At 72.5% G+C, this 18,780-nt stretch carries 14 protein-coding genes; 5 read left to right on the top strand and 9 right to left on the bottom strand.

Translation table 11 applies throughout. The features are described from left to right. Positions 1 to 79 precede the first annotated feature (79 nt). Complete coding sequence (locus MU407_RS05090; RefSeq protein WP_010551467.1) at positions 80 to 247, top strand: DUF3117 domain-containing protein; 168 nt, start codon at positions 80 to 82, stop codon at positions 245 to 247. A 363-nt stretch (positions 248 to 610) separates the two neighbouring features. Here MU407_RS05090 and MU407_RS05085 read toward each other — a convergent pair whose 3' ends face one another. Next, positions 611 to 1,270, bottom strand: coding sequence for a class I SAM-dependent methyltransferase (locus MU407_RS05085; RefSeq protein WP_246955854.1), 660 nt, complete (start codon positions 1,268 to 1,270; stop codon positions 611 to 613). A 145-nt stretch (positions 1,271 to 1,415) separates the two neighbouring features. Here MU407_RS05085 and tatB point away from each other — a divergent pair, with 145 nt between their 5' ends. Further along, complete coding sequence (gene tatB / locus MU407_RS05080) at positions 1,416 to 1,844, top strand: Sec-independent protein translocase protein TatB (RefSeq protein ID WP_246955852.1); 429 nt, start codon at positions 1,416 to 1,418, stop codon at positions 1,842 to 1,844. 151 nt (positions 1,845 to 1,995) lie between these two features. On the opposite strand, the gene MU407_RS05075 is transcribed toward tatB, so the two are convergent. The 4 genes from MU407_RS05075 to MU407_RS05060 all read right to left on the bottom strand — a co-directional run bounded on the left by MU407_RS05075 (position 1,996) and on the right by MU407_RS05060 (position 6,865). Next, on the bottom strand, positions 1,996 to 3,099 hold the full coding sequence (locus MU407_RS05075; RefSeq protein ID WP_348648013.1) for a P-loop NTPase: 1,104 nt from the start codon (positions 3,097 to 3,099) through the stop codon (positions 1,996 to 1,998). A 170-nt stretch (positions 3,100 to 3,269) separates the two neighbouring features. Beyond that, entirely contained in the window at positions 3,270 to 4,010 is a 741-nt protein-coding gene (locus MU407_RS05070; protein WP_246955849.1) for a DUF1003 domain-containing protein, read from the bottom strand. A gap of 3 nt (positions 4,011 to 4,013) precedes the next feature. Then, positions 4,014 to 5,333 (bottom strand): CBS domain-containing protein, encoded by a 1,320-nt coding sequence (locus MU407_RS05065; RefSeq protein WP_246955847.1) that lies wholly within the window; start codon positions 5,331 to 5,333, stop codon positions 4,014 to 4,016. After that, entirely contained in the window at positions 5,330 to 6,865 is a 1,536-nt protein-coding gene (locus MU407_RS05060) for an aminopeptidase P family protein (protein ID WP_246955920.1), read from the bottom strand. Before MU407_RS05060 ends, MU407_RS05065 begins: the two co-directional genes overlap by 4 nt. Before the next feature lie 61 nt (positions 6,866 to 6,926). On the opposite strand from MU407_RS05060, the gene MU407_RS05055 reads away from it, so the two are divergent. Continuing rightward, positions 6,927 to 7,811: a PHP domain-containing protein gene (locus MU407_RS05055; RefSeq protein ID WP_246955845.1), complete on the top strand. Its 885-nt coding sequence runs from the start codon at positions 6,927 to 6,929 to the stop codon at positions 7,809 to 7,811. Positions 7,812 to 7,989: 178 nt separating this feature from the next. Here MU407_RS05055 and MU407_RS05050 read toward each other — a convergent pair whose 3' ends face one another. The 4 genes from MU407_RS05050 to MU407_RS05035 all read right to left on the bottom strand — a co-directional run bounded on the left by MU407_RS05050 (position 7,990) and on the right by MU407_RS05035 (position 12,717). Further along, entirely contained in the window at positions 7,990 to 9,807 is a 1,818-nt protein-coding gene (locus tag MU407_RS05050; protein ID WP_246955843.1) for a DEAD/DEAH box helicase, read from the bottom strand. A gap of 79 nt (positions 9,808 to 9,886) precedes the next feature. Beyond that, positions 9,887 to 11,692: a metallophosphoesterase gene (locus MU407_RS05045; RefSeq protein WP_246955841.1), complete on the bottom strand. Its 1,806-nt coding sequence runs from the start codon at positions 11,690 to 11,692 to the stop codon at positions 9,887 to 9,889. Between the two features lie 3 nt (positions 11,693 to 11,695). Next, entirely contained in the window at positions 11,696 to 11,917 is a 222-nt protein-coding gene (locus tag MU407_RS05040; RefSeq protein ID WP_102236488.1) for a DUF3107 domain-containing protein, read from the bottom strand. Between the two features lie 167 nt (positions 11,918 to 12,084). Next, positions 12,085 to 12,717 (bottom strand): TetR/AcrR family transcriptional regulator, encoded by a 633-nt coding sequence (locus MU407_RS05035; protein WP_102236487.1) that lies wholly within the window; start codon positions 12,715 to 12,717, stop codon positions 12,085 to 12,087. Positions 12,718 to 12,893: 176 nt separating this feature from the next. Here MU407_RS05035 and MU407_RS05030 point away from each other — a divergent pair, with 176 nt between their 5' ends. Next, positions 12,894 to 16,166: a PD-(D/E)XK nuclease family protein gene (locus MU407_RS05030; RefSeq protein WP_246955839.1), complete on the top strand. Its 3,273-nt coding sequence runs from the start codon at positions 12,894 to 12,896 to the stop codon at positions 16,164 to 16,166. Beyond that, the gene (locus MU407_RS05025; protein ID WP_246955837.1) at positions 16,163 to 18,541 is read left to right on the top strand and encodes an ATP-dependent helicase; all 2,379 of its coding nucleotides are present in this window, start codon (positions 16,163 to 16,165) and stop codon (positions 18,539 to 18,541) included. Before MU407_RS05030 ends, MU407_RS05025 begins: the two co-directional genes overlap by 4 nt. The last annotated feature ends 239 nt before the right edge of the window (positions 18,542 to 18,780 follow it).

Genomic DNA, 18,780 nt, shown 5'->3' with positions numbered 1-18,780 from the left:
TGGGCGGGCACGAGCGCTGTCCACAGCCCCGTCCGGGGGAATTCAGCAGGGGCAGCGACACCATCAAGGGAGGCACGCCATGGCTGCTATGAAGCCGCGCACCGGGGACGGTCCGCTCGAGGTCGTGGAGGAGGGGCGCAGCATCATCATGCGGGTGCCACTCGAGGGGGGCGGCCGACTGGTCGTCGAGATCGCCGCATCGGAAGCGGTCGAGCTCCGGGACGCCCTCGAGGGCGTCATCAAGTAAGCGGCCCCAGCACGCCACGACGGCCCTGCACCGAGAACACCTGGGGCAGGGCCGTCGCTGTCTGCGGGCAAGCCGCGCCGACGGGCGCCGGAGCCGCGTTGCCGGGCGGAGGCCGCGGCCGCCGTGTCGACGTCGGGCCCGCGCCGCTACCGCCGCCACGCCGACACCACTGGCGCGCCGACGAGCAGCGCCGACACCGCGGGCGCGCCGATGAGCAACGTCGAGTGCACCGATCTGTGCCCGTTTCGGCACGAATCGGTGCACTCGGCGGGAGGGGGCGGCGTGTCGTAGTGCGGGGTGAGCATGCCGGATGGGGTGGCGTGCCGGGAGGGGGCGCGTCAGGAGGTGCCTGCGCCCCGCTCCTCAGACCGTCGGGCGCAGCACCGCGGCGAGGACGCCGTCGCCGCTGCCGGTCAGGACGCTGATCAGGTCCTCGCTCTCGGAGACGGCGCGCAGCAGCGCCCGCACCGCCTGGGTGGTGGCATCGCGCGCGGCCGGATCCGCGACCCGGTCGTGGTACAGCGCATGCGGGATCACCAGCACCCCGCCTGGGCGCAGCAGACGCCGAGCATGCTCGAGCAGCTCGAGGGCGTGCGGCGCATGCGCGGGGAAGGAGACGAGGTCGTAGGCGTGATCGGTGAGGCGGCCGATGACGTCGCGCGGCTGCCCGGCGATGGTCCGCGCCCGCGGGGAGCGGATCTTCGCCTCGACGAAGGCCTCGCGGGCCGCCCGCTGGTTCTCCACCTCGGGATCGATCGTGGTGAGCACGCCGTCGGGATGCATCCCCGAGAGCAGGTACAGCGACCCCACCCCGGAACCGGTGCCGATCTCCACCGCGGCCCGTGCATTCACCGCCGCGGCCAGCACGCGCAGCAGCGCCCCCGCCCCGGGCAGGACCGGAGTGGCACCCAGCTCGCTGCCGCGTTCACGGGCGCGCGCGAGCACCTGGTCATCGGAGAACAGACCGGCTTCCTCGACGAACTCCTCGCCATGGGCCCAGCCGGCCACCTTCCCGGGGGTCATGCGCTCTCCTCTCCTGCCCCTGCGCCTGCAGGGATCCGGCCGATCCTACGGCAGCAGTGCGCGCCGCGGACCGGATCCCGCGTGCCCTGCTGCTCGATGCAATAATGTCACCTGATCACGTGACCTCGAGACGTACAGGTGGACAATGGGCGGCACCGGATTCTTCGGCCTGGGCGGCTGGGAGATCGTCGTTGTGCTCATCGTGTTCCTCGTGGTCGTGGGCCCGCAGCGGCTCCCCGAGGTGACCCGCCAGGTCGTGCAGTGGGTGCGCCAGGTCCGGCGCTGGGTGGACGACTCTCGCCACACCGTCGAGGACGAGATGGGCATCGCCATCGAGGACCTCAAAAAATACGACCCCCGGCAGTATGATCCCCGCCGCATCATCCGCGAGGCCTGGGGGGACACCAACCTCGAGGAGCTGCTGCCGGACAAGGAGGCGATGAGCATCGCCACCGGCGGGGCCGCGGTCGGCAGCGCCAAGAAAACTGCCGGGTCATCCAGCAGCTCCGGGCGGAAGAACTCCCGGAAAGACTCCGGCCCGCAGCGCGCCCCCTTCGACGACGAGGCCACCTGAGCCGACCAGGTCACGAGCCGCCGAGGCGACCAGAGCCGGCCAGGCCCCCTTCGACGTGGCCACCTGAGCCGACTAGGCCCCCTTCGACGACCAGGCCCCCTTCGACGACGAGGCCACCTGAGCCGACCAGGCCCCCTGTAGCGGCGACCCCTCAGCGACTGCTGACGCTCAGCGGCAGCTTCTTTCCGGCCAGACCCCGCGGCGCTCGAGTCAGCGCGCGAGCCACCTGCCGCAGCGCCTGCGCAGTGGGGGAGCCCGGGGCGGAGACCACGAGCGGCACACCCCCGTCGGCGCCCTCGCGCAGCGCCGGATCCAGGCCCACGCGTCCCAGGACGGGAACGTCGGCCCCCACGGCCTTGCCGAGGGTCTGCGCCACCCGGTCCCCACCGCCGGTGCCGAACACGTCCATCACCGTGCCATCGGGCAGGGTCAGGCCCGCCATGTTCTCCACCACCCCGGCGATCTGCTGCTTCGTCGAGGAGGCGAGGGAGCCCACCCGTTCGGCGACGGCCGCGGCGGAGACCTGCGGGGTGGTCACCACCACCATCTGGGCCTGCGGCAGCAGCTGCGCCACCGAGATCGCCACATCCCCGGTGCCGGGCGGCAGGTCCAGCAGCAGCACATCCAGATCGCCCCAGAACACATCGGAGGCGAACTGTTCGATGGCCCGGTGCATCTTGGGGCCGCGCCACACCACCGCCTGCGCCTCGGGCACGAACATGCCGATGCTCATCACCGCCACGCCGTGGGCGGTGGGCGGCATCAGCAGGTCACCCACCTTGGTGGGTTGCTCGGTGATGCCGAACATCCCGGGCATCGAAAACCCGTGGATATCCGCGTCGATCACGCCCACCCGCAGCCCGTCGGCCGCCATCGCGGCGGCGAGATTCGCCGTCACCGTGGACTTGCCCACCCCGCCCTTCCCGGAGGAGACCGCGAAGATGCGGGTCAGCGAGCCGGGCTGGTTGAAGGGGATCTGCCGACGCCCCTGCCGCAGCCGCGTGGTGAGCTCCTGACGCTGCTGCTCGCTCATCGCGGAGCTGGTGACCTCCACGCGCGAAAGACCCGGCACGGTCGCGGCGGCTTCCGCGGTCTCCCGCTCGATCCGATCGCGCATCGGACAGCCCTCGATCGTGACGAGCACGTGCACGCGCGCGATCCCGCCGGCGTCCACCTCGACCGCATCCACCATGCCCAGCTCCGTGATCGGGCGGTGAATCTCCGGGTCCATCACCCCGTCCAGGGCAGCGCGGATCCGCGTGACGCGGTCATCCTGCGCCGGGCTGGACGTGCCGGGCGTACTGGTCGTACTGCTCGTCCCAGTCGTGTGGGCAGTGCTGGCATCGGCCGCCTCGGGGGCCGTGGGGGCATCGGGGCGCTGCCCGGTGCCAGGGGTGTCGGGGGTCTCCGGGGTCTCGGCGGGGGTCACCGGGCGTCGGTCTCCTTCGGGTCGATGGGAGCGGTGGGGTCTGTGTCAGAGCTCGGGGCCTGATCGCGCTGCACCTGATCGCGCGGCGCAGGGGCCGACGGGGCGGTGGTCGCGGAGGATGCATGAGGGGCCGACGGAGCAGTCGGCGCAGCGCTCGAGCGGGCGGCGAGGGCCGCCTCGACCTCTTCGCGCAGCACGGCCCGCAGCTGCTCAGCATCCAGGGCCGTAGCAGGGGCCGATGCGTCCGTGGGCTGCTTGTCCTCCTCGATCTCCTCGAGCAGGTCCCGCAGCTCGCCGCGCACGAAGTCGCGGGTGGCCACGTCGTTCAGCGCCAGGCGCAGCGAGGCGATCTCCCGGGTGATGTAGTCGGTGGTGGCGTGGTTGCGCTCATTGGACTGGCGATCCTGCTCAGCCTGCACGCGGTCGCGGTCATCCTGCCGGTTCTGCGCCAGCAGCAGCAGCGGCGCTGCGTAGGAGGCCTGCAGCGAGAGGATCAGCGTCAGCAGCGTGAAGTTCAGCGCCCGCGGATCGAACTGCGCGGACTCCGGCATCAGCGAGTTCCAGCCCAGCCACACGGCACAGAAAATCGTCATGCCCACCAGGAAGGCGGGCGTACCCATCATGCGGGCGAAAGCCTCTGCGCCGCGACCGAAAGCATCGCCGGAGAAGGGGATCCGCAGACGGCCACCGCTGCGCGGCGCCGGATCATCCAGCGGTGCGGGGTTGTGCTCGGCCATCAATCAGTCCTCCTCTCGCGACGTGGCGCGCGCGATCTCCGACAGGTCGATCTGCCCGGTCGTCGGCTGCGGCTCATCCTGCTCGCGCCAGTCCTCCGGCAGCACGTGATCCAGCACGTCATCGACCGTGACGGCACCCAGCAGCCGACCGTCCTCATCCACCACCGGCAGGGACACCAGGTTGTAGGTCGCCATCTCACGGGTCACCGTGGACAGCGGCGCGGTGGGCTCAAGCACCACCTTGTCGGCATCCAGGATCTCGCCGACGGCCCGGTCCGGGCGCTCCCGCAGCAGCTGCTGGAAGTGGACGATGCCCAGCAGCTTCCCGGTCGGCGTCTCCAAGGGGGAGCGGCACACATGCACCGTGGAGGCCAGGGCCGCATGGACCGCCTCCCGGCTGATCATCGCCAGGCAGTGCGCCACCGGAGTCTCCGGTGCCACGATCAGCGGTTCGGTGGTCATCATGCCGCCGGCGGTGTACTCGTCATAGGCCAGCAGGCGGCGCACATCCTCCGCCTCCTCCGGCTCCATGAGGTTCAGCAGCTGGGCGGCCACCGGCTCGGGCAGCTCCTGCACGAGGTCCGCCGCGTCATCGGGATCCATCTCATCCAGCACGTCGGCCGCGCGGGAGGCCTCCAGCCCCGTCACGACCTCCACGCGGATGTCCTCCGGCAGCTCCTCGAGGATGTCCGCCAGGCGTTCATCGGCCAGTTCGCCTGCCAGCTCGATGCGTCGCTTGGGCTCCAGCTCCTGGATGATCTCCGCGAGATCGGCCGGGTTCAGGTCCTGGTAGGAGGCGGCCAGCAGGTGCGCGGACTGCTCAGCCTGTGAGCCGTACAGTCCGGAGACCTCCTCGAGGGAGGCGGTGAGCGTCTCGCCGCGGGAGACCAGGCGGGTCAGCGAACCGCCCTTGGGTCGGCGCCGCAGGTACAGCCGCGAGACCTCCCAGTCGCGATGCCGGTTCTGGTCCAGGGCGATGTCCAGCACGGTCGCCTCCCCGGAGCCGTCCCCGAGGGTCACCCGGCGGTCCAGCAGATCCGCGATCACCAGCAGCTCGCCCGTGCGCTTCTCGAAGCGCCGCACATTCAGCACCCCGGTGGAGATCACCTGGCCCGGGGAGATGGAGGTCACGCGCGTGATGGGCAGGAACACACGGCGCTTGCCCGCCACCTCCACCACGAAACCGACAGCGCGCGCGCTCGTGCGGCTCGCGGGCACCACGACGACGTCCCGCACCGTGGCAACCACGTCACCGATGGGGTCGAAGACCGTGGTGCCGGCCAGGCGCGCGGCGTAGAAGCGCTGCTGCGCGGAGGTGCTCATCGGCGCAGGGAGGCCATCCACGCCTCTACGTCATCGGCGGTGCGGGGCGCAGCGGCGGAGAGGTTCTCCACGCCGTCCTCGGTCACCAGCACGTCATCCTCGATCCGCACGCCGATGCCGCGCAGCTCCTCGGGCACCAGCAGGTCGTTCTCCTTGAAGTACAGGCCCGGTTCGATCGTGAAGATCATGCCGGGCACCAGCTCGGCATCCAGGTACATCTCGCGGCGGGCCTGCGCGCAGTCATGCACATCCATACCCAGGTGGTGACTTGTGCCATGTGGCATCCAGCGCCGATGCCATTGCCCCTCCGGGGCCAGGGACTCCGCCGCGGTGCCGGGCAGCAGGCCCCACTCCTCGAGGATCGGGGCGAGCACGTCCATGGCCGCGGCGTGCAAGTCACGGAACTTCACGCCCGGCTTCGCGACCGCGAAGGAGGCATCCGCAGCCTTCAGCACCGCTTCGTAGACCTTCCGCTGCGTGGGGGAGAAGGTGCCCGAGACCGGCAGGGTGCGGGTCACATCCGCGGTGTACAGCGAGTCCACCTCGACACCCGCGTCGATGAGCACGAGCTCATCGGCGTGCACGGCGCCGTCGTTGCGGATCCAGTGCAGGGTGCAGGCATGGTCACCGGCCGCGGCGATCGTGTCGTAGCCGACGCCGTTGCCCTCGGCGCGGGCGTTCGCGGCGAACACCCCCTCGATGACGCGCTCACCGCGCTCATGGCCGACGGCGCGGTCCAGGTGTCGGATGACGTCCTCGAAGCCCGCGATGGTGGCGTCCACGGCGCGGCGCATCTGGCGGATCTCGTACTCATCCTTGACCAGGCGCGCCTCGCTTGCGGCCTCCTTCAGCGCGGCGTTCTCCGCGGCGGCCTCATCGCCGGTGGGCAGGCCGTTCTGCTCGCGGATCTGGGTCACCATCTCCTCCACGCCGGCATCCACGCTCGGCATCACGGCGAGGGACAGCTGGGCGCCGACGTCCTTGGCCAGGTGGTCGCGCAGCTCCTCGATGTGCCGCACCTCGATGCCCAGGCGCTGCTCGGCCTCGGTGAGGGTGGGGCGGCGGCCCACCCACATCTCGCCATAGCGGGAATCGGCGTAGAACTCGGAGGTGTCGAAACCGGCGCGGGGGCGGAAGAAGTACGTGGCCTGCGCGCGCGCCGGGTCCTCCGCGGAGGGTTCGACGACCAGGACGCTGTCGGGCTCCTCATCGGTCCCCAGCCCCGCGTAGTACGCGAAGGCGGTGTCCGGGCGGAAGGGGTAATCGGTGTCGTTCGAACGGACCTTCAGCACGCCGGCGGGCAGCACCATGCGGGTGGCGGGAATCCGGCGCACCAGGGCGTCACGACGGGCGGGCGTGAAGTCCGCGGCCTCCAGACGGTCGGCGTCGGGGACGGTCTCATCCCAGCCGGAGGCGATGAACTCGCGGAATGCCTCGCTGTTGGGGCGCTGGGAGCGGGTGTCGCCGCGGGAGGAGAGATCCTTCGCGAGCTCGTCGGTGCTCTTCTCCGCGGTCGCGTCGGTGGTGGTCATGCTGTTCTGCTTCTCGGTGCTCACCCCCCGATGGTCTCACGCCCCGGTCTAGGCTGGAGGCATGAGTGATGAGCCGGACGTCGGGCTCCGCCCGCGGATCGACCTGCACTCCCACTCCTCGTGGTCCGACGGCACCACGTCGGTCCGGGAGCTGTTCGCCGATGCCGCCGCAGCGGGCTTGGACGTGCTGGCGCTGACCGATCACGACACGGTGGCGGGCTGGGAGGAGCTGCCGGAGGCGGTCGCCGCGAGCGGCGTCGCGGCGGTGCCGGGCATCGAGGTCTCCGCCGAGTATGACGGGCGCAGCGTGCACATCCTCGCCCTGCTGCCGGATCCTGCAGCGGACACGGGGCTCGCCGCGGAGATGGCCCGGGCCCGCGCCTCCCGTGATGAGCGGGCTCGCGCCATGGTGGACCGCATCGGCACGGATCACCCGCTGCGCTGGGATGATGTCACCTCCCAGGTGGCCGACGACTCGACCGTCATCGGGCGCCCCCATATCGCCGATGCGCTCGTGGCCCAGGGCGTGGTGACGGACCGCTCCGAGGCCTTCGCGCAGATCCTCTCCCCGCGCGGCCCCTACTACGTGCCGTACTACGCGCCTGACCCGGTGCGGGTGATCGAGCTCATCCGTGAGGCTGGAGGCGTCTCGATCGCAGCCCACCCCGGCTCGGTGACCCGCGGGGACGCGCTGCCGCTCGAGCTGCTCGAGGCGATGGTGGCAGCCGGGCTCGATGGGGTGGAGGTGCACCACCGTGAGCACGGGCCCGATGAGCGTGAGCGCCTAAGTGAGTTCGCCCGCCGTCACGATCTGCTGATCACCGGCGGCAGCGACCACCACGGCGAGGGCAAACCGAACGAGCTGGGGGAGAACCTCACCGCGCCGCAGGTGCTCGAGCAGATCGAGGCGCGCGGAACGAGCGGCACGAGGCTGATCCGCTCCTGACGCAGGGCGCGGTCGCGACGCTGCGTCTGCTCCCTGCCGGGCTCCCTGGCATGCACACATGTCCGGTTCCGAGGCATGCGGGCGTGTCGCATGCCTCGTAACCGGACATGTGTGGGTGATGCCCGCGGCGCGCTGGGCGCGTTGCGGGCGGGCTGGGCGGGCTGCGTGTGGGGCTGGTTCAGGCGTCCTGCGCGTCGTCGCTGCCTGCGGTGCTGCCCTGCTGCTCGCTGCCCTGCTGCTGGTCGCCCTGGTTGCCGCCGCGTCGGCCGCGGCCGCGACCGCCGCGGGAACGGCGCCGACGGGGACGCCCCTCGCCGGAGCGCTCGCCCGAGCCGGAGCCCTGCTGCGCGCCGGAGCGCTCGCCGCCGGACGCGCCACCGCTCTCGGCGTCGCCCTTCGAGCCGTCCTCGCCGCCGGTGCGCTCCTGGCTCACGACCTCGCCGTTCACGCGGCGGGTGCGCGAGCGGGACCGCTTGCGGCGCGGCTGCTCAGAGCGGCCCTCACCGGAATCCTCGCCCTCACCCTGCGCGTCGCCACGACCGCCACGGCCACCGGAGCGACCACCGCGGCCGCCATCCCGACCGCCCCGGCCTCCGCGACCGCCGTCCCCACCGCCGCGCTGCTCGCGCCGACGGGAGTCCGGGCCGCCCAGGTCCTCGATCTCCTCCGCGTCCAGACCGGCGCGGGTGCGCTGATCCTTGGGCAGGGTGCCCTTGGCCTCGGTGGGGATGTCTAGGTCCGTGAACAGATGCTCGGACGTCGAGTACGTCTCGACCGCTTCGGTGGACTCCAGCCCCAGCTGGCGGGCGATCAGCGCCCAGCGCGCCAGGTCCTCCCAGTCCACGAACGTGATCGCGGTGCCCTTCTTGCCCGCGCGCCCGGTGCGGCCCGTGCGGTGCAGGTACGTCTTGTCATCGTCCGGGCAGTTCCAGTTCACCACGTGGGTGACGTCCTCGACGTCGATGCCGCGCGCGGCCACATCGGTCGCCACCAGCACGTCGATCTTGCCGTTGCGGAAGGCGCGCAGCGCCTGCTCACGCGCCCCCTGGCCCAGGTCACCGTGCAGGGGCGCGGCGGCGAAGCCGCGATCGGCCAGGTCACCGGCCACGCGGTCCGCCTGGCGCTTGGTGCGCATGAAGACGATCGTCAGCCCGCGGCCGCGCGCCTGCAGCACCCGTGCCATCACCTCGATCTTGTCGAGCTGATGCGCGCGGTAGACCACCTGCTTGATGTCCGCCTTGGTGCGGGCGGTGTCCGAGGGGTCGTGGGCGCGGATATGCGTGGGCTGCAGCATGAATCGCCGCGCCAGCGCCATGATCGGCCCCGGCATGGTGGCGGAGAACAGCATCGTCTGCCGATTCGTCGGCACCGCCTGCATGAGCTTTTCGATGTCCTCGAGGAAGCCCAGGTCCAGCATCTCATCGGCCTCGTCGAGCACCACGGTGGAGACCTGTGAGAGGTCCAGGTGCTTCTGGCGCATCAGGTCGATGAGACGGCCCGGCGTGCCCACCACGACATCGATGCCCTTGGCCAGGGCCTCGATCTGCGGTTCATAGGCACGCCCGCCGTAGACGGTCAGCACGCGCACGGTGCGCTTGGCGGAGGCGGCCTGCAGATCCTGCGCCACCTGCACGGCGAGTTCGCGCGTGGGCAGCACCACGAGGGCCTGGGGCTTATCGATCGTGCGGCCCTGCGGGTTCGGCTCGCCCGGTGCGACGGTGTTCTGCAGCAGCGGGATGCCGAAGCCCAGCGTCTTGCCGGTGCCGGTCTTGGCCTGGCCGATGATGTCGCGGCCCTTCAGTGCGACCGGCAGGGTCAGCGACTGGATCGGAAAGGGGTGGACGATGCCCTGCTCGGCGAGCGCCTCGACGATGTCAGAGCGGACATCGAAGTCCGCGAAGGTCTGCTGGGGCTGGGGAGCGGGGGCGCCGGAGCTGGGCTCGACGGCGGAGGAGGCCGACACGGCCTCGTCGGTGCGGGGATTGGTCTGTGTCACCGTGGATCTCTCTGGGTCTCGAATGGTCCCGGCCATCGTATAGCCCGGCCCCACCCCTTCCGCCCGGAGGCGACACGGGTCACCCCGCGCGCTGCTCCGCGTCCTCCCCGCCGCCCTGCGCGTCGGCGCCGTCCTGGCCATCGGCGCCGCCCTGCCCATCGGTGCCGTCCTGCGGATCCCGGCTCTCGGCGCCGCCGCCGTCGCTCGGCAGCGGGCTGATCGGGTCGGTCGGCGTCACGCGATCCTCATCGGGCAGGCCCTCGCCGGGCTCGACCTCCTGCTCCGGCGGGATCGTGCCCTCCGGGGTCTCGGCGCCCTCAGGGATCGTCAGCTCCAGCTCCTCGCGGCTCTCCTGCGCGCGCTGGATCGACACCGACACCAGGCCCAGGCCCCCCATGACGATGTCGTCATAGGCCACAAGCCGCTTGGTCTCGGCATCGAAGTAGAGCATCCGGGCCGTGAGGTCCAGCGGATCCTCGCCGCGCAGCACCGGCTGCACACCCCCGGAGGCGAGCGCCCCACCGGTGGAGCCGACGGTCATCCACTCGGTGCCCGAGCCCTCACGGTCCTGCTCCACGGAGGAGGTGTGCATATGCCCGGACAGCACCAGCGGGACCCGCCCCAGCATGCCCTCCGGCTTCGTCGGGTCGTGGATCAGCGCGATGTCCACGGGATTATCGGGGTTCTCGGCGTTATGGGCCTCAATGGTCTCGCCCAGCTGGAACACGCTCGCGATGACCGCCTGATCGCCCTCGCGCCAGCCGCCCGCATCGGAGTCGTCATCGGCCGCAAAACGGGGGTCGCCGATCCCGGCGATCGTCAGCCCCGCGACCTCTTCGATCTCGTTGTCCAGCACTGTCGCGTTGGGCTGGGACTCGATGACCTCCGCCGCAGCCTGCCCGTCATGGTTTCCGCTGATGTACACGTACGGCACATCCAGTGAGCCGATGCGGTGCAGCAGCTCGTTCTCGAGCGGCGTGCCCCAGGAGACGATGTCCCCGGTGTCGATCACCAGGTCGATGTCGAACTGGCCGTTGAGCTGGTCGATGACGTCGTAGGCCTGCGGATTGTCGTGGATGTCCGAGACATGCAACACGGTGATCACGTTCTCGCGATCCAGCCCCGCCGGCAGGGAGTCCGCGGCGATGTACAGCGCCGAGACCTGTCCGACGAACTCCGCGAGGGTGTCGCGGTAGTTCTGGTAGTCGATCGCCTTGCCCTGCCCCAGGTCCGCGATATACGCGGCCTGGGAGAGCAGCCCCTCAAAGCGCGGCTGCGCGAGGGAGTGCGGAGAGAAGGTCACGGCCGTCGCGCCGACGGACACCCCGACCACCGCGACAGTGGAGCCGGCGGCGATCAGCGCCCGTCGTACCCGCCGGAACGTCAGGCCCACCGCCAGACCTGCCCCGGCCGCGGCGAACAGGGCGTTCAGCACCGCGTTCTGTGCGGCCGCTGCGGTGATCGCCTCCGGGGCGGTGCGCTGCAGCTCCCGCAGTCCTTCCATCGAGGTGAACAGGTCCTGCGCCTTCTCGATGTCGACGCTCTGCACCGTCGCCTCGATGCGCACCGGTGCGGTGTGGGAGTCGAAGGCCACCTCGCCCACGGGAGGCAGCAGGAGGACCGTGGCGGAGTCGAGGGAGGGCCGCAGATGCACGGTCGCGTGCAGCGGCCCGACGTCCACGGGCGTCGAGGGCACCAGCAGCAGGCCCACCATCGCCCCGAGCACCCCGACCAGGACCGTGGTCAGGACGCTGAGAGCACGCCGTCCCCGCCGCGGGGAAGACGGCTCCTGGGCGGGCGCGGACTGCTGGGCGGGCGCCGAGCCGTCCGGTGTTGTGGACGGGGGACCCGGGGTGTTCGCCGCTTCCTCCTCCGGCACGGTCATCGGTCAGCCGAGGAAGCCGACGCGGCGGGGCTCTTCCGTGGACACCTCCGCGTAGGCGACCTTCGCCCCGGGGATCAGGACGGTGCGGCCCTTGTCGTCCGTGAGGGTGACGGGGGCGCCGTCGGACACCGCGGCGCTCAGACGCTCGAGCACAGCGTCGGCCTCCTCGGTGGACTCGACGACGATCTCGCGGGGCGAGTGCTGGATGCCGATGCGGATCTCCATGGGGCTGTCCTCTCCTCCGCCCGCGGGCGGGTCGCTGTGGTGGTCAGCGGGGAGTCTACGCGTCGCGCACGTTCTCGGGCTGTGCGTCCGAGCAGGCATGAGATGCCACAGTCCGATGGCAGGTGGGCGCGATGCACCCGATGAGGCCGCGCTGCTCGCGACGGGGGTCAGCGCGTGGTGCGGCCCTCGTCGTCCAGCACGCCATCACGCATCCGGAACCCGGAGACGCCGCTGAAGATGATCGTGACCATCGTCTCCAGGATCTCCTCCCGTGCGGCGTCATCGGACGCCTCGTGCAGCAGCTGCCCGGCCAGCTGGGTGTAGGAGATCAGGCCACGGCCCAGCACGCGGGCCTCCTCGGTGGACAGGTGTCGGATGGTCATGAGCACCCGGCCCAGCTCGAGCGCCATCTCATCGAGTACCTCGGTCATCCGTGCGCGCACCGCATCGGAGACCGCCTCCTGGCCGGTGAACAGCCGCAGCGAGTTCTCCAGGGAGATGAAGCGGTAGAAGCGCAGCAGGCCGTGCCGGATCCGCTCGCGCGGCCGCATGTCCGGCGCCTCCAGCGCCCGCACCTCGGCCAGCATGCGCTCGCCGACGATCCCCAGGACCTCGACGAACAGCGTCTCCTTGGTGTCGAAATGCTGGTAGAGCACAGGTTTGGTGACGCCGGCGGCCTTGGCGATGTCATCCATCGAGGTGGCCTGGTAGCCGTTAGCCGTGAACACCTCGGTGGCGACCTCGAGCAGCTGGGCACGACGCTCGGCGCGCGGCAGTCGGACCGTGGGGGGAGTCGACACGAGGGCCTCCGGGACTTCGGGGAGCACGCCGCCGCAGCGGCATGGAGAACGTAGGGCTCCGCTACTGTACCGCCGCGTGTCCGCCGATTCGTTCACATGGCCCCGAGCCGACCAGCGAGTTGCCTGGCCGACCAGCGGTGTGCAGCGTTGTCAGGACCATGCGGTGCAATGGGGGCATGCGCGCAAGACGAGACGGCCAGCGGGCCGACGGTGAGCAGATCAGGCTGCTGGGCCCTGATCTGGGCGCCCTGCCGCCCGTGCTCGATGCCGCGCAGCTCGATGCCGCGCAGGCCACCGCGCTCGAGACGTTCCTGGCCGGACGCAGCATGATCGTCCACGCCGCCCCCGGCGCGGGCCGCACGGCCCTGGCGCTGTGCGCTGCCACGCAGGCGCGCGCCCGCGGGGAGGACACGCTGCTGGTGGCGCCGCGCCGCCGCAACGCCGGGATCCTGCGTGATGCGCTGGGCGCGGCCGGGGAAGGCGGCGTGTCGGTGATGACCCCGTCGGCCCTCGGGTTCTCGATCTGCCGCACCGCCGCGCGGCGCCGCGGCGCCCCCGAGCCCACCCTGGTCACCGGGGCCGAGCAGGATGCGCTGCTGGGGGAGCTGATCGCGCTGCGGGAGGACTGGTACCTCAGCACCGATCCGGCCGCCCGCGCCCTCCCCGGCTTCCGCACCGAGCTGCGGGACCTCCTCACTCGCGCCGCGGAGCTGGGGCTCACCCCCGCTGACCTCGAGCAGCTGGGCCGCGACCGGGGGCGCCCCGCCTGGGTCGACGCCGCCGCGATCCAGCGCGACTACCTCGGCGTGCTCGACCTCGAGGCCGCCTCAGCCCTGGACGCGGGAGAGCGCCTGGACTCCGGAGCGCTGCTGCGCCGCGCCGTCGGCCACCTGGCCGCGGACCCGCTCAGCCCCCCGCCCGCCCGCGCCGTGATCATCGACGACGCCCAGGACCTCACCGCGGCCGGCGTCGAACTGCTGCTCGCGCTCGCCGATGCCGGAGCCCGCCTGCTCGTCCTCTCCAGTCCTGATACCGCCGTGGACACCTTCCGTGGCGCCCTGCCCGATGCGGCGGCGCGCCTGCGTGAACGTCTCACCGGCTCGCCGGGGGGCCAGCAGGGTGGCCCGCAGGAGGTGCTGCTCGAGAGCTCCCGCGCACAGCAGGACGGGCCCGCGGCGGTGGTCGATGCACTGCGCGGGCGTCTCCCGCTCGCCGGTGCCCCGGCACGCTCCCGTCGGCCCCGCACGGGCGCGCCCGGGGGCCTGGCGGTCCTGCGCGCCCGGGATGCGCTCGATGAGGCGCGATTGATCGGCTCCGTGCTGCGCGACCTGCACCACGGCCAGGGCGTCCCGCTCGATGACATGGCGGTGGTGTGCCGCTCCGGGGCCGCCGTCGCGGATGTCGCCGAGCTGCTGGCCCGCACCGGGCTGCGCGTCCATGTGCCCCATCGGCCACAGCCGCTGCGCGACGTGCCGGTGATCGCCGACCTGCTGACCATCCTCGAACTCGGCCAAGCAGGGGAGGGGGCCCGCCCCGATCCCGCGACCGCCACTGCGCTGCTGCGCGGCCCCTTCGGGGACGCCGACGCGCTGCGCCTGCGCCGCATCCGGCGCCTGCTGCTGAGCGCCCACCGCGACCGCGCCGCGGCGGCGGACCCCGCACCGGGCGACGGGCCAGAGAACGGCCCCCGCAGCGAGGAGCTGCTGGCTCGTGCGCTGGTCGACGACGAGGTGCCGGGCCTGCCCGACCCCGCCGAGCGCGACCGTGCCGCGGCCCCCGTGCACCGCGTACGCGCCATGCTCCGCGCCGCCCGCGAGCATCGCGACGAGCCCGCCGAACAGGTGCTGTGGCACACCTGGGACGCGGCACGGCTCGCCACCGGCTGGCGGCATGCCGCACTGGGCGATGCCGCCGATGCCGACGGGGCCCGGGCACGCCTGGCCGCCGGGCGGCTGGATGCGCTGCTGGAGCTGTTCGCCGCGGCCGAGCGCCTCACCGACCGTCGGCCCGGCGCCGGGGCCGGGGAGCTCATCGAACAGATCCGCGCCCAGGCCGTGGTCGAGGACACCCTCGCCGCCGCCACCCCCGCCCGCGGGCGCGTCGCTGTGCTCACCCCCGCCCAGCTCGCCGGCGAGCATCGCGACACCGTGGTGCTCGCCCGCGTCCAGGAGGGCGCGTGGCCGGATCTGCGACTGCGCTCCACCCTCTTCGGCGCCACGGAGCTGTCGCTGATAGCCGGAGTGCGCGGCGAACAGGAGGTGCCCGAGAACATCGAGGCGCTGCGGGCCCTGCAGCGCCAACAGGTGCTGGCCGATGAGCTGCGGCTGGTCCTCAGCGCCCTCTCCCGCGCCCGCTGCCGCGTGCTGATCACCGCGGTCGAGGACGAGCACGGCGAGCCCTCCGCCCTCGTGGAGGTGCTCGAACGCATCGCCGCGGACCCCGCGGCGGCGCCGCCCTGGGTGGGTGAAGACGACCTGCGCGCAGACCCCGGGCCCGCCCCCGATGTGCGCCGCCTCGTCGCCGCGCTGCGCACCCGCCTGCATGGAGATGACCCCGCTGCGGCCGCTGATGCCGCCCGCGCTCTCGCCCAGCTCGGGCGCTCCGGCGCCTCCGGCACCGACCCCGCCCACTGGTACCACCAGCCCCCCAGCTCCGTCGAGCCGCTGCAGGACGCGGGAACCGCACCGACCCTGTCCCCGTCAGCCCTGGAACGCGCCGCCGCCTGCCCACGCGCCTGGCTGTTCGAACGCTCCGGCGGCACCCGGGCCGGCAGCCCCGCCCCGCTGATCGGCACCGCCCTGCACCTGCTGGCCCAGCGACACCCCGCCGGGGTGCCGGACACCGAGCAGGCGCACACCGATCTGCTCGGCGAGCTGCACAGCTTGCTGCGCGCCGTCCCCGGCTCCGTCACGTGGTCCGGGCGGCGCCGGATCCGCCACGCCGAGGACGCCGCCCTGCTGCTGGCCGAACATCTGCGCGGCGCCGGACAGCCCCGCGCGATCGAAGCCCCCTTCACTCTCGAACTCGGGCCAGTGCACCTGCGCGGCACGATCGACCGCATCGAGGGTGATGAGACGGGCCTGCGGGTGGTGGACCTCAAGACCGGCCGCAGCCCCAAGACCGCCGCCCAAGCCGAAGAGGACCTGCAGCTTGCGGCCTACCAGGCGGCCGTGCGCGACGGCGCCCTGGACGAGCAGCTCGGAGCAGGCGCCGGGGAGAGACTCAACGGGGCGCAGCTGGTGTACGTCGGCACCGGAACCCGCCGCGCCGCCGTGCGCACCCAGGGCGCCCTCACCCGCGCCGAGGACCCCACCTGGTTCGACACCGTCGTCACCGAAGTGGCCCGCGAAGTCTCCGGGCCGACGGTGACGGCGCGACGGAATCCGCACTGCAGCCGCTGCGCCGTCCGCAGCTCCTGCCCGCTCCAGGACGAAGGGGAGCAGCTATGACCCCCCGCCACAGCGCTGCACAGCTCGCCGCCCTGCTCGAGATGCCCCCGCCCACCGCAGAGCAGACCGCCGTCATCGAAGCGCCGCTCGCCCCGATGCTCGTGGTCGCCGGAGCCGGCTCCGGCAAAACCGAGACCATGGCCTCCCGCGTGGTGTGGCTGATCGCCAACGGCATCGTCGAACCCCGCCAGGTGCTGGGCCTGACCTTCACCCGCAAAGCCGCCCACGAGCTCGCCGAACGGATCTCCCGGCGCCTTGCCACCCTCACCCAGGCGATGCAGGCAGAAGGGCTCACGCTGCCGCCCGGGCTCGAACGCGGCAGCGATGACCTCATCGGGCAGCGCCCCGTGGTCCACACCTACAACGGCTTCGCCCTGGACCTGGTGCGCGAGCACGCCCTCGCCGTCGGGATCGACCCCGAGCTGACCATGATGTCCACCTCCGCCTCCTGGCAGCTGGCCCACAGCATCGTCGAAAGCTGGGATGACTCCCTCGAACTGGACGCCTCCCCGGCCACCCTCACCGCGGCCCTCATCTCGCTCACCTCCTCCCTCGCCGACCACCTCGTCACTCCTGCCCAGCTGCGTGAGCACCTGCAGCAGATCCACCACCACCTCAGCTCCATCCCCCTGCAGGCCGAAGGGCGGCGCCGCACCACCCCGCGGACCGTCGCCTCCGCGCTGCGCGCCCTCGAAGGGCGACTCGACCTCATCCCCCTGCTGGAGCGCTTCGCCGACGTGCGCACCACCACGAGCGCCCTCGATTTCGCCGACCAGGTGGCGCTCGCCGCGCGCGTCGCCCGGGAGGTCCCCGCAGCCGCCCAGACCGCCCGCCGCCTGCACCGCGTGGTGCTGCTCGATGAGTTCCAGGACACCTCGATCGCGCAGCTGCGCATGCTCGCCGACCTCTTCGGCGCCGGCCATGCCGCCTGCGCCGTCGGAGATCCGCAGCAGGCGATCTACGGCTGGCGCGGCGCCTCCGCCGCCTCCCTCGCCTCCTTCGCAACCGCCTTCGCGAGCCCTGAGCAGCCCGTGCTGCAGCGCAGCCTGTCCACCTCCTGGCGCAACGACCAGGCGGTCCTCGCCGTCGCGAACCGCCTCGCCGGCCCACTGCGCAGCGCCGGCGGCGGCGTAACCATTCCCGAGCTGCAGCCGCGGCCCGGTGCAGGGGAGGGGGCCTGCGAGATCATCGAGACGGCCGATGAGATCGCCGAGGCGCACGCGATTGCCGACTGGGTGCTGGCGCGCCGCGCCGAAGACCCCGACCCCGCCCAGCCCTCCACCGCCGCGGTCCTCGTCCGGGCCCGCCGCCAGATCCCCCCGCTCGTCGACGGCCTCACCTCCCGGGGACTGGCGGTGCATGTGGTGGGACTCGGCGGGCTGCTGCACCGCCCCGAAGTCGCCGATGTGCGGGCCCTGCTCACCGCCGCCCACGACCCCGCCCGCGGCGATGCCCTCATGCGCCTGCTCACCGGCCCCCGCTTCCGCCTGGGCGTGCGCGACCTCGCCGTCTTGGGGCGCTGGCAATCGCATCTGGCGTCGCGACGCCGCAGCGACCGCGACCCCACCGCCCACGACGACGCCGAGGACGTCACCCTGCTGGATGCCGTGGACGACCTGCCGCCGCGCGAATGGACCGACCCCGCCGGGCGTGCCCTCAGTGCCACCGGCCGTGAGCGTCTGCTGCAGCTTCAGGACCTCCTGCGCCGGATGCGCCGCCTGCTGCCCCTGCCGCTGCCGGACCTCCTCACCGCCGCGGTGCGCGCCCTCGACCTCGACCTCACCCTGCTTGAGCGTGACGGCAGCTCCCGGGCTCTCGCCGACCTCGAGGCGCTGCGCGAGCATGCCGCCGGATTCGAGGCGACGGCCCGCCGCGGTGACCTCGGTGCCTACCTCGACCTGCTCGAGATCAGCGAAGACGAGGAGGCGGGTCTCGCGGTCGCCGCCGCCGGAGAGGAGAGCCCCGACCCATCGGCCGTGACCATCGTGACCATGCACTCCGCCAAGGGTCTGGAATGGGATCTCGTCGCGGTCGCGGGACTCACCGAAGGGACCGTCCCCTCCTATGACCTGCGGCGCGCGAAGACCGATGAGCACGGCCGGGTGCGGATCCCGGCCGACGGGTGGCTGGGTCCGCTGCGGACCGCGAGCGTCCCCACCGCCCTGCGCGGCGACGCCGAAACCCTGCCGGAGCTCGCCTGGGACGCCGCCGATACGCAGGTTGATGCCGAGGCGCTGCTCGAGCAGTACCGCCTGGCCGAGGGAGAGGAATCGCTACGGGAGGACCGTCGGCTCATGTACGTGGCCGTCACCCGGGCCCGCCGCCGCCTGCGCCATCTGCTTCTGCAGCTCCTCCGGGTCCGCCCTCCGCTCTGACGCCATGCCCCCCGCCTCCGCGCTCGCCGCCTCGCTGCGGCCCTGTCACCTGTACGCCTCCCCGCGGGCCGCCCTGGGCGCGCGTCTGGGCTCTGCTGCGCGCGTGCACCGGCCCCGGGCGGCGGCGCCGGACAGGTGCACCGCACCCGGGGCCTCCACCTCCGCGGCGACGATTGCGGTGGGCCCCTCGCCCCCCCCCCCCCCCGCGGCCCGGGGGGCCCGGCCCGGCCCGGGCACTG

Origin of the sequence: Brachybacterium sp. Marseille-Q7125 (assembly GCF_023062615.1) — a bacterium.
Taxonomy (GTDB): Bacteria; Actinomycetota; Actinomycetes; order Actinomycetales; family Dermabacteraceae; genus Brachybacterium.
Note: the sequence above shows the minus strand (reverse complement) of the source record. Positions and strands in the feature narration are given on the sequence as shown.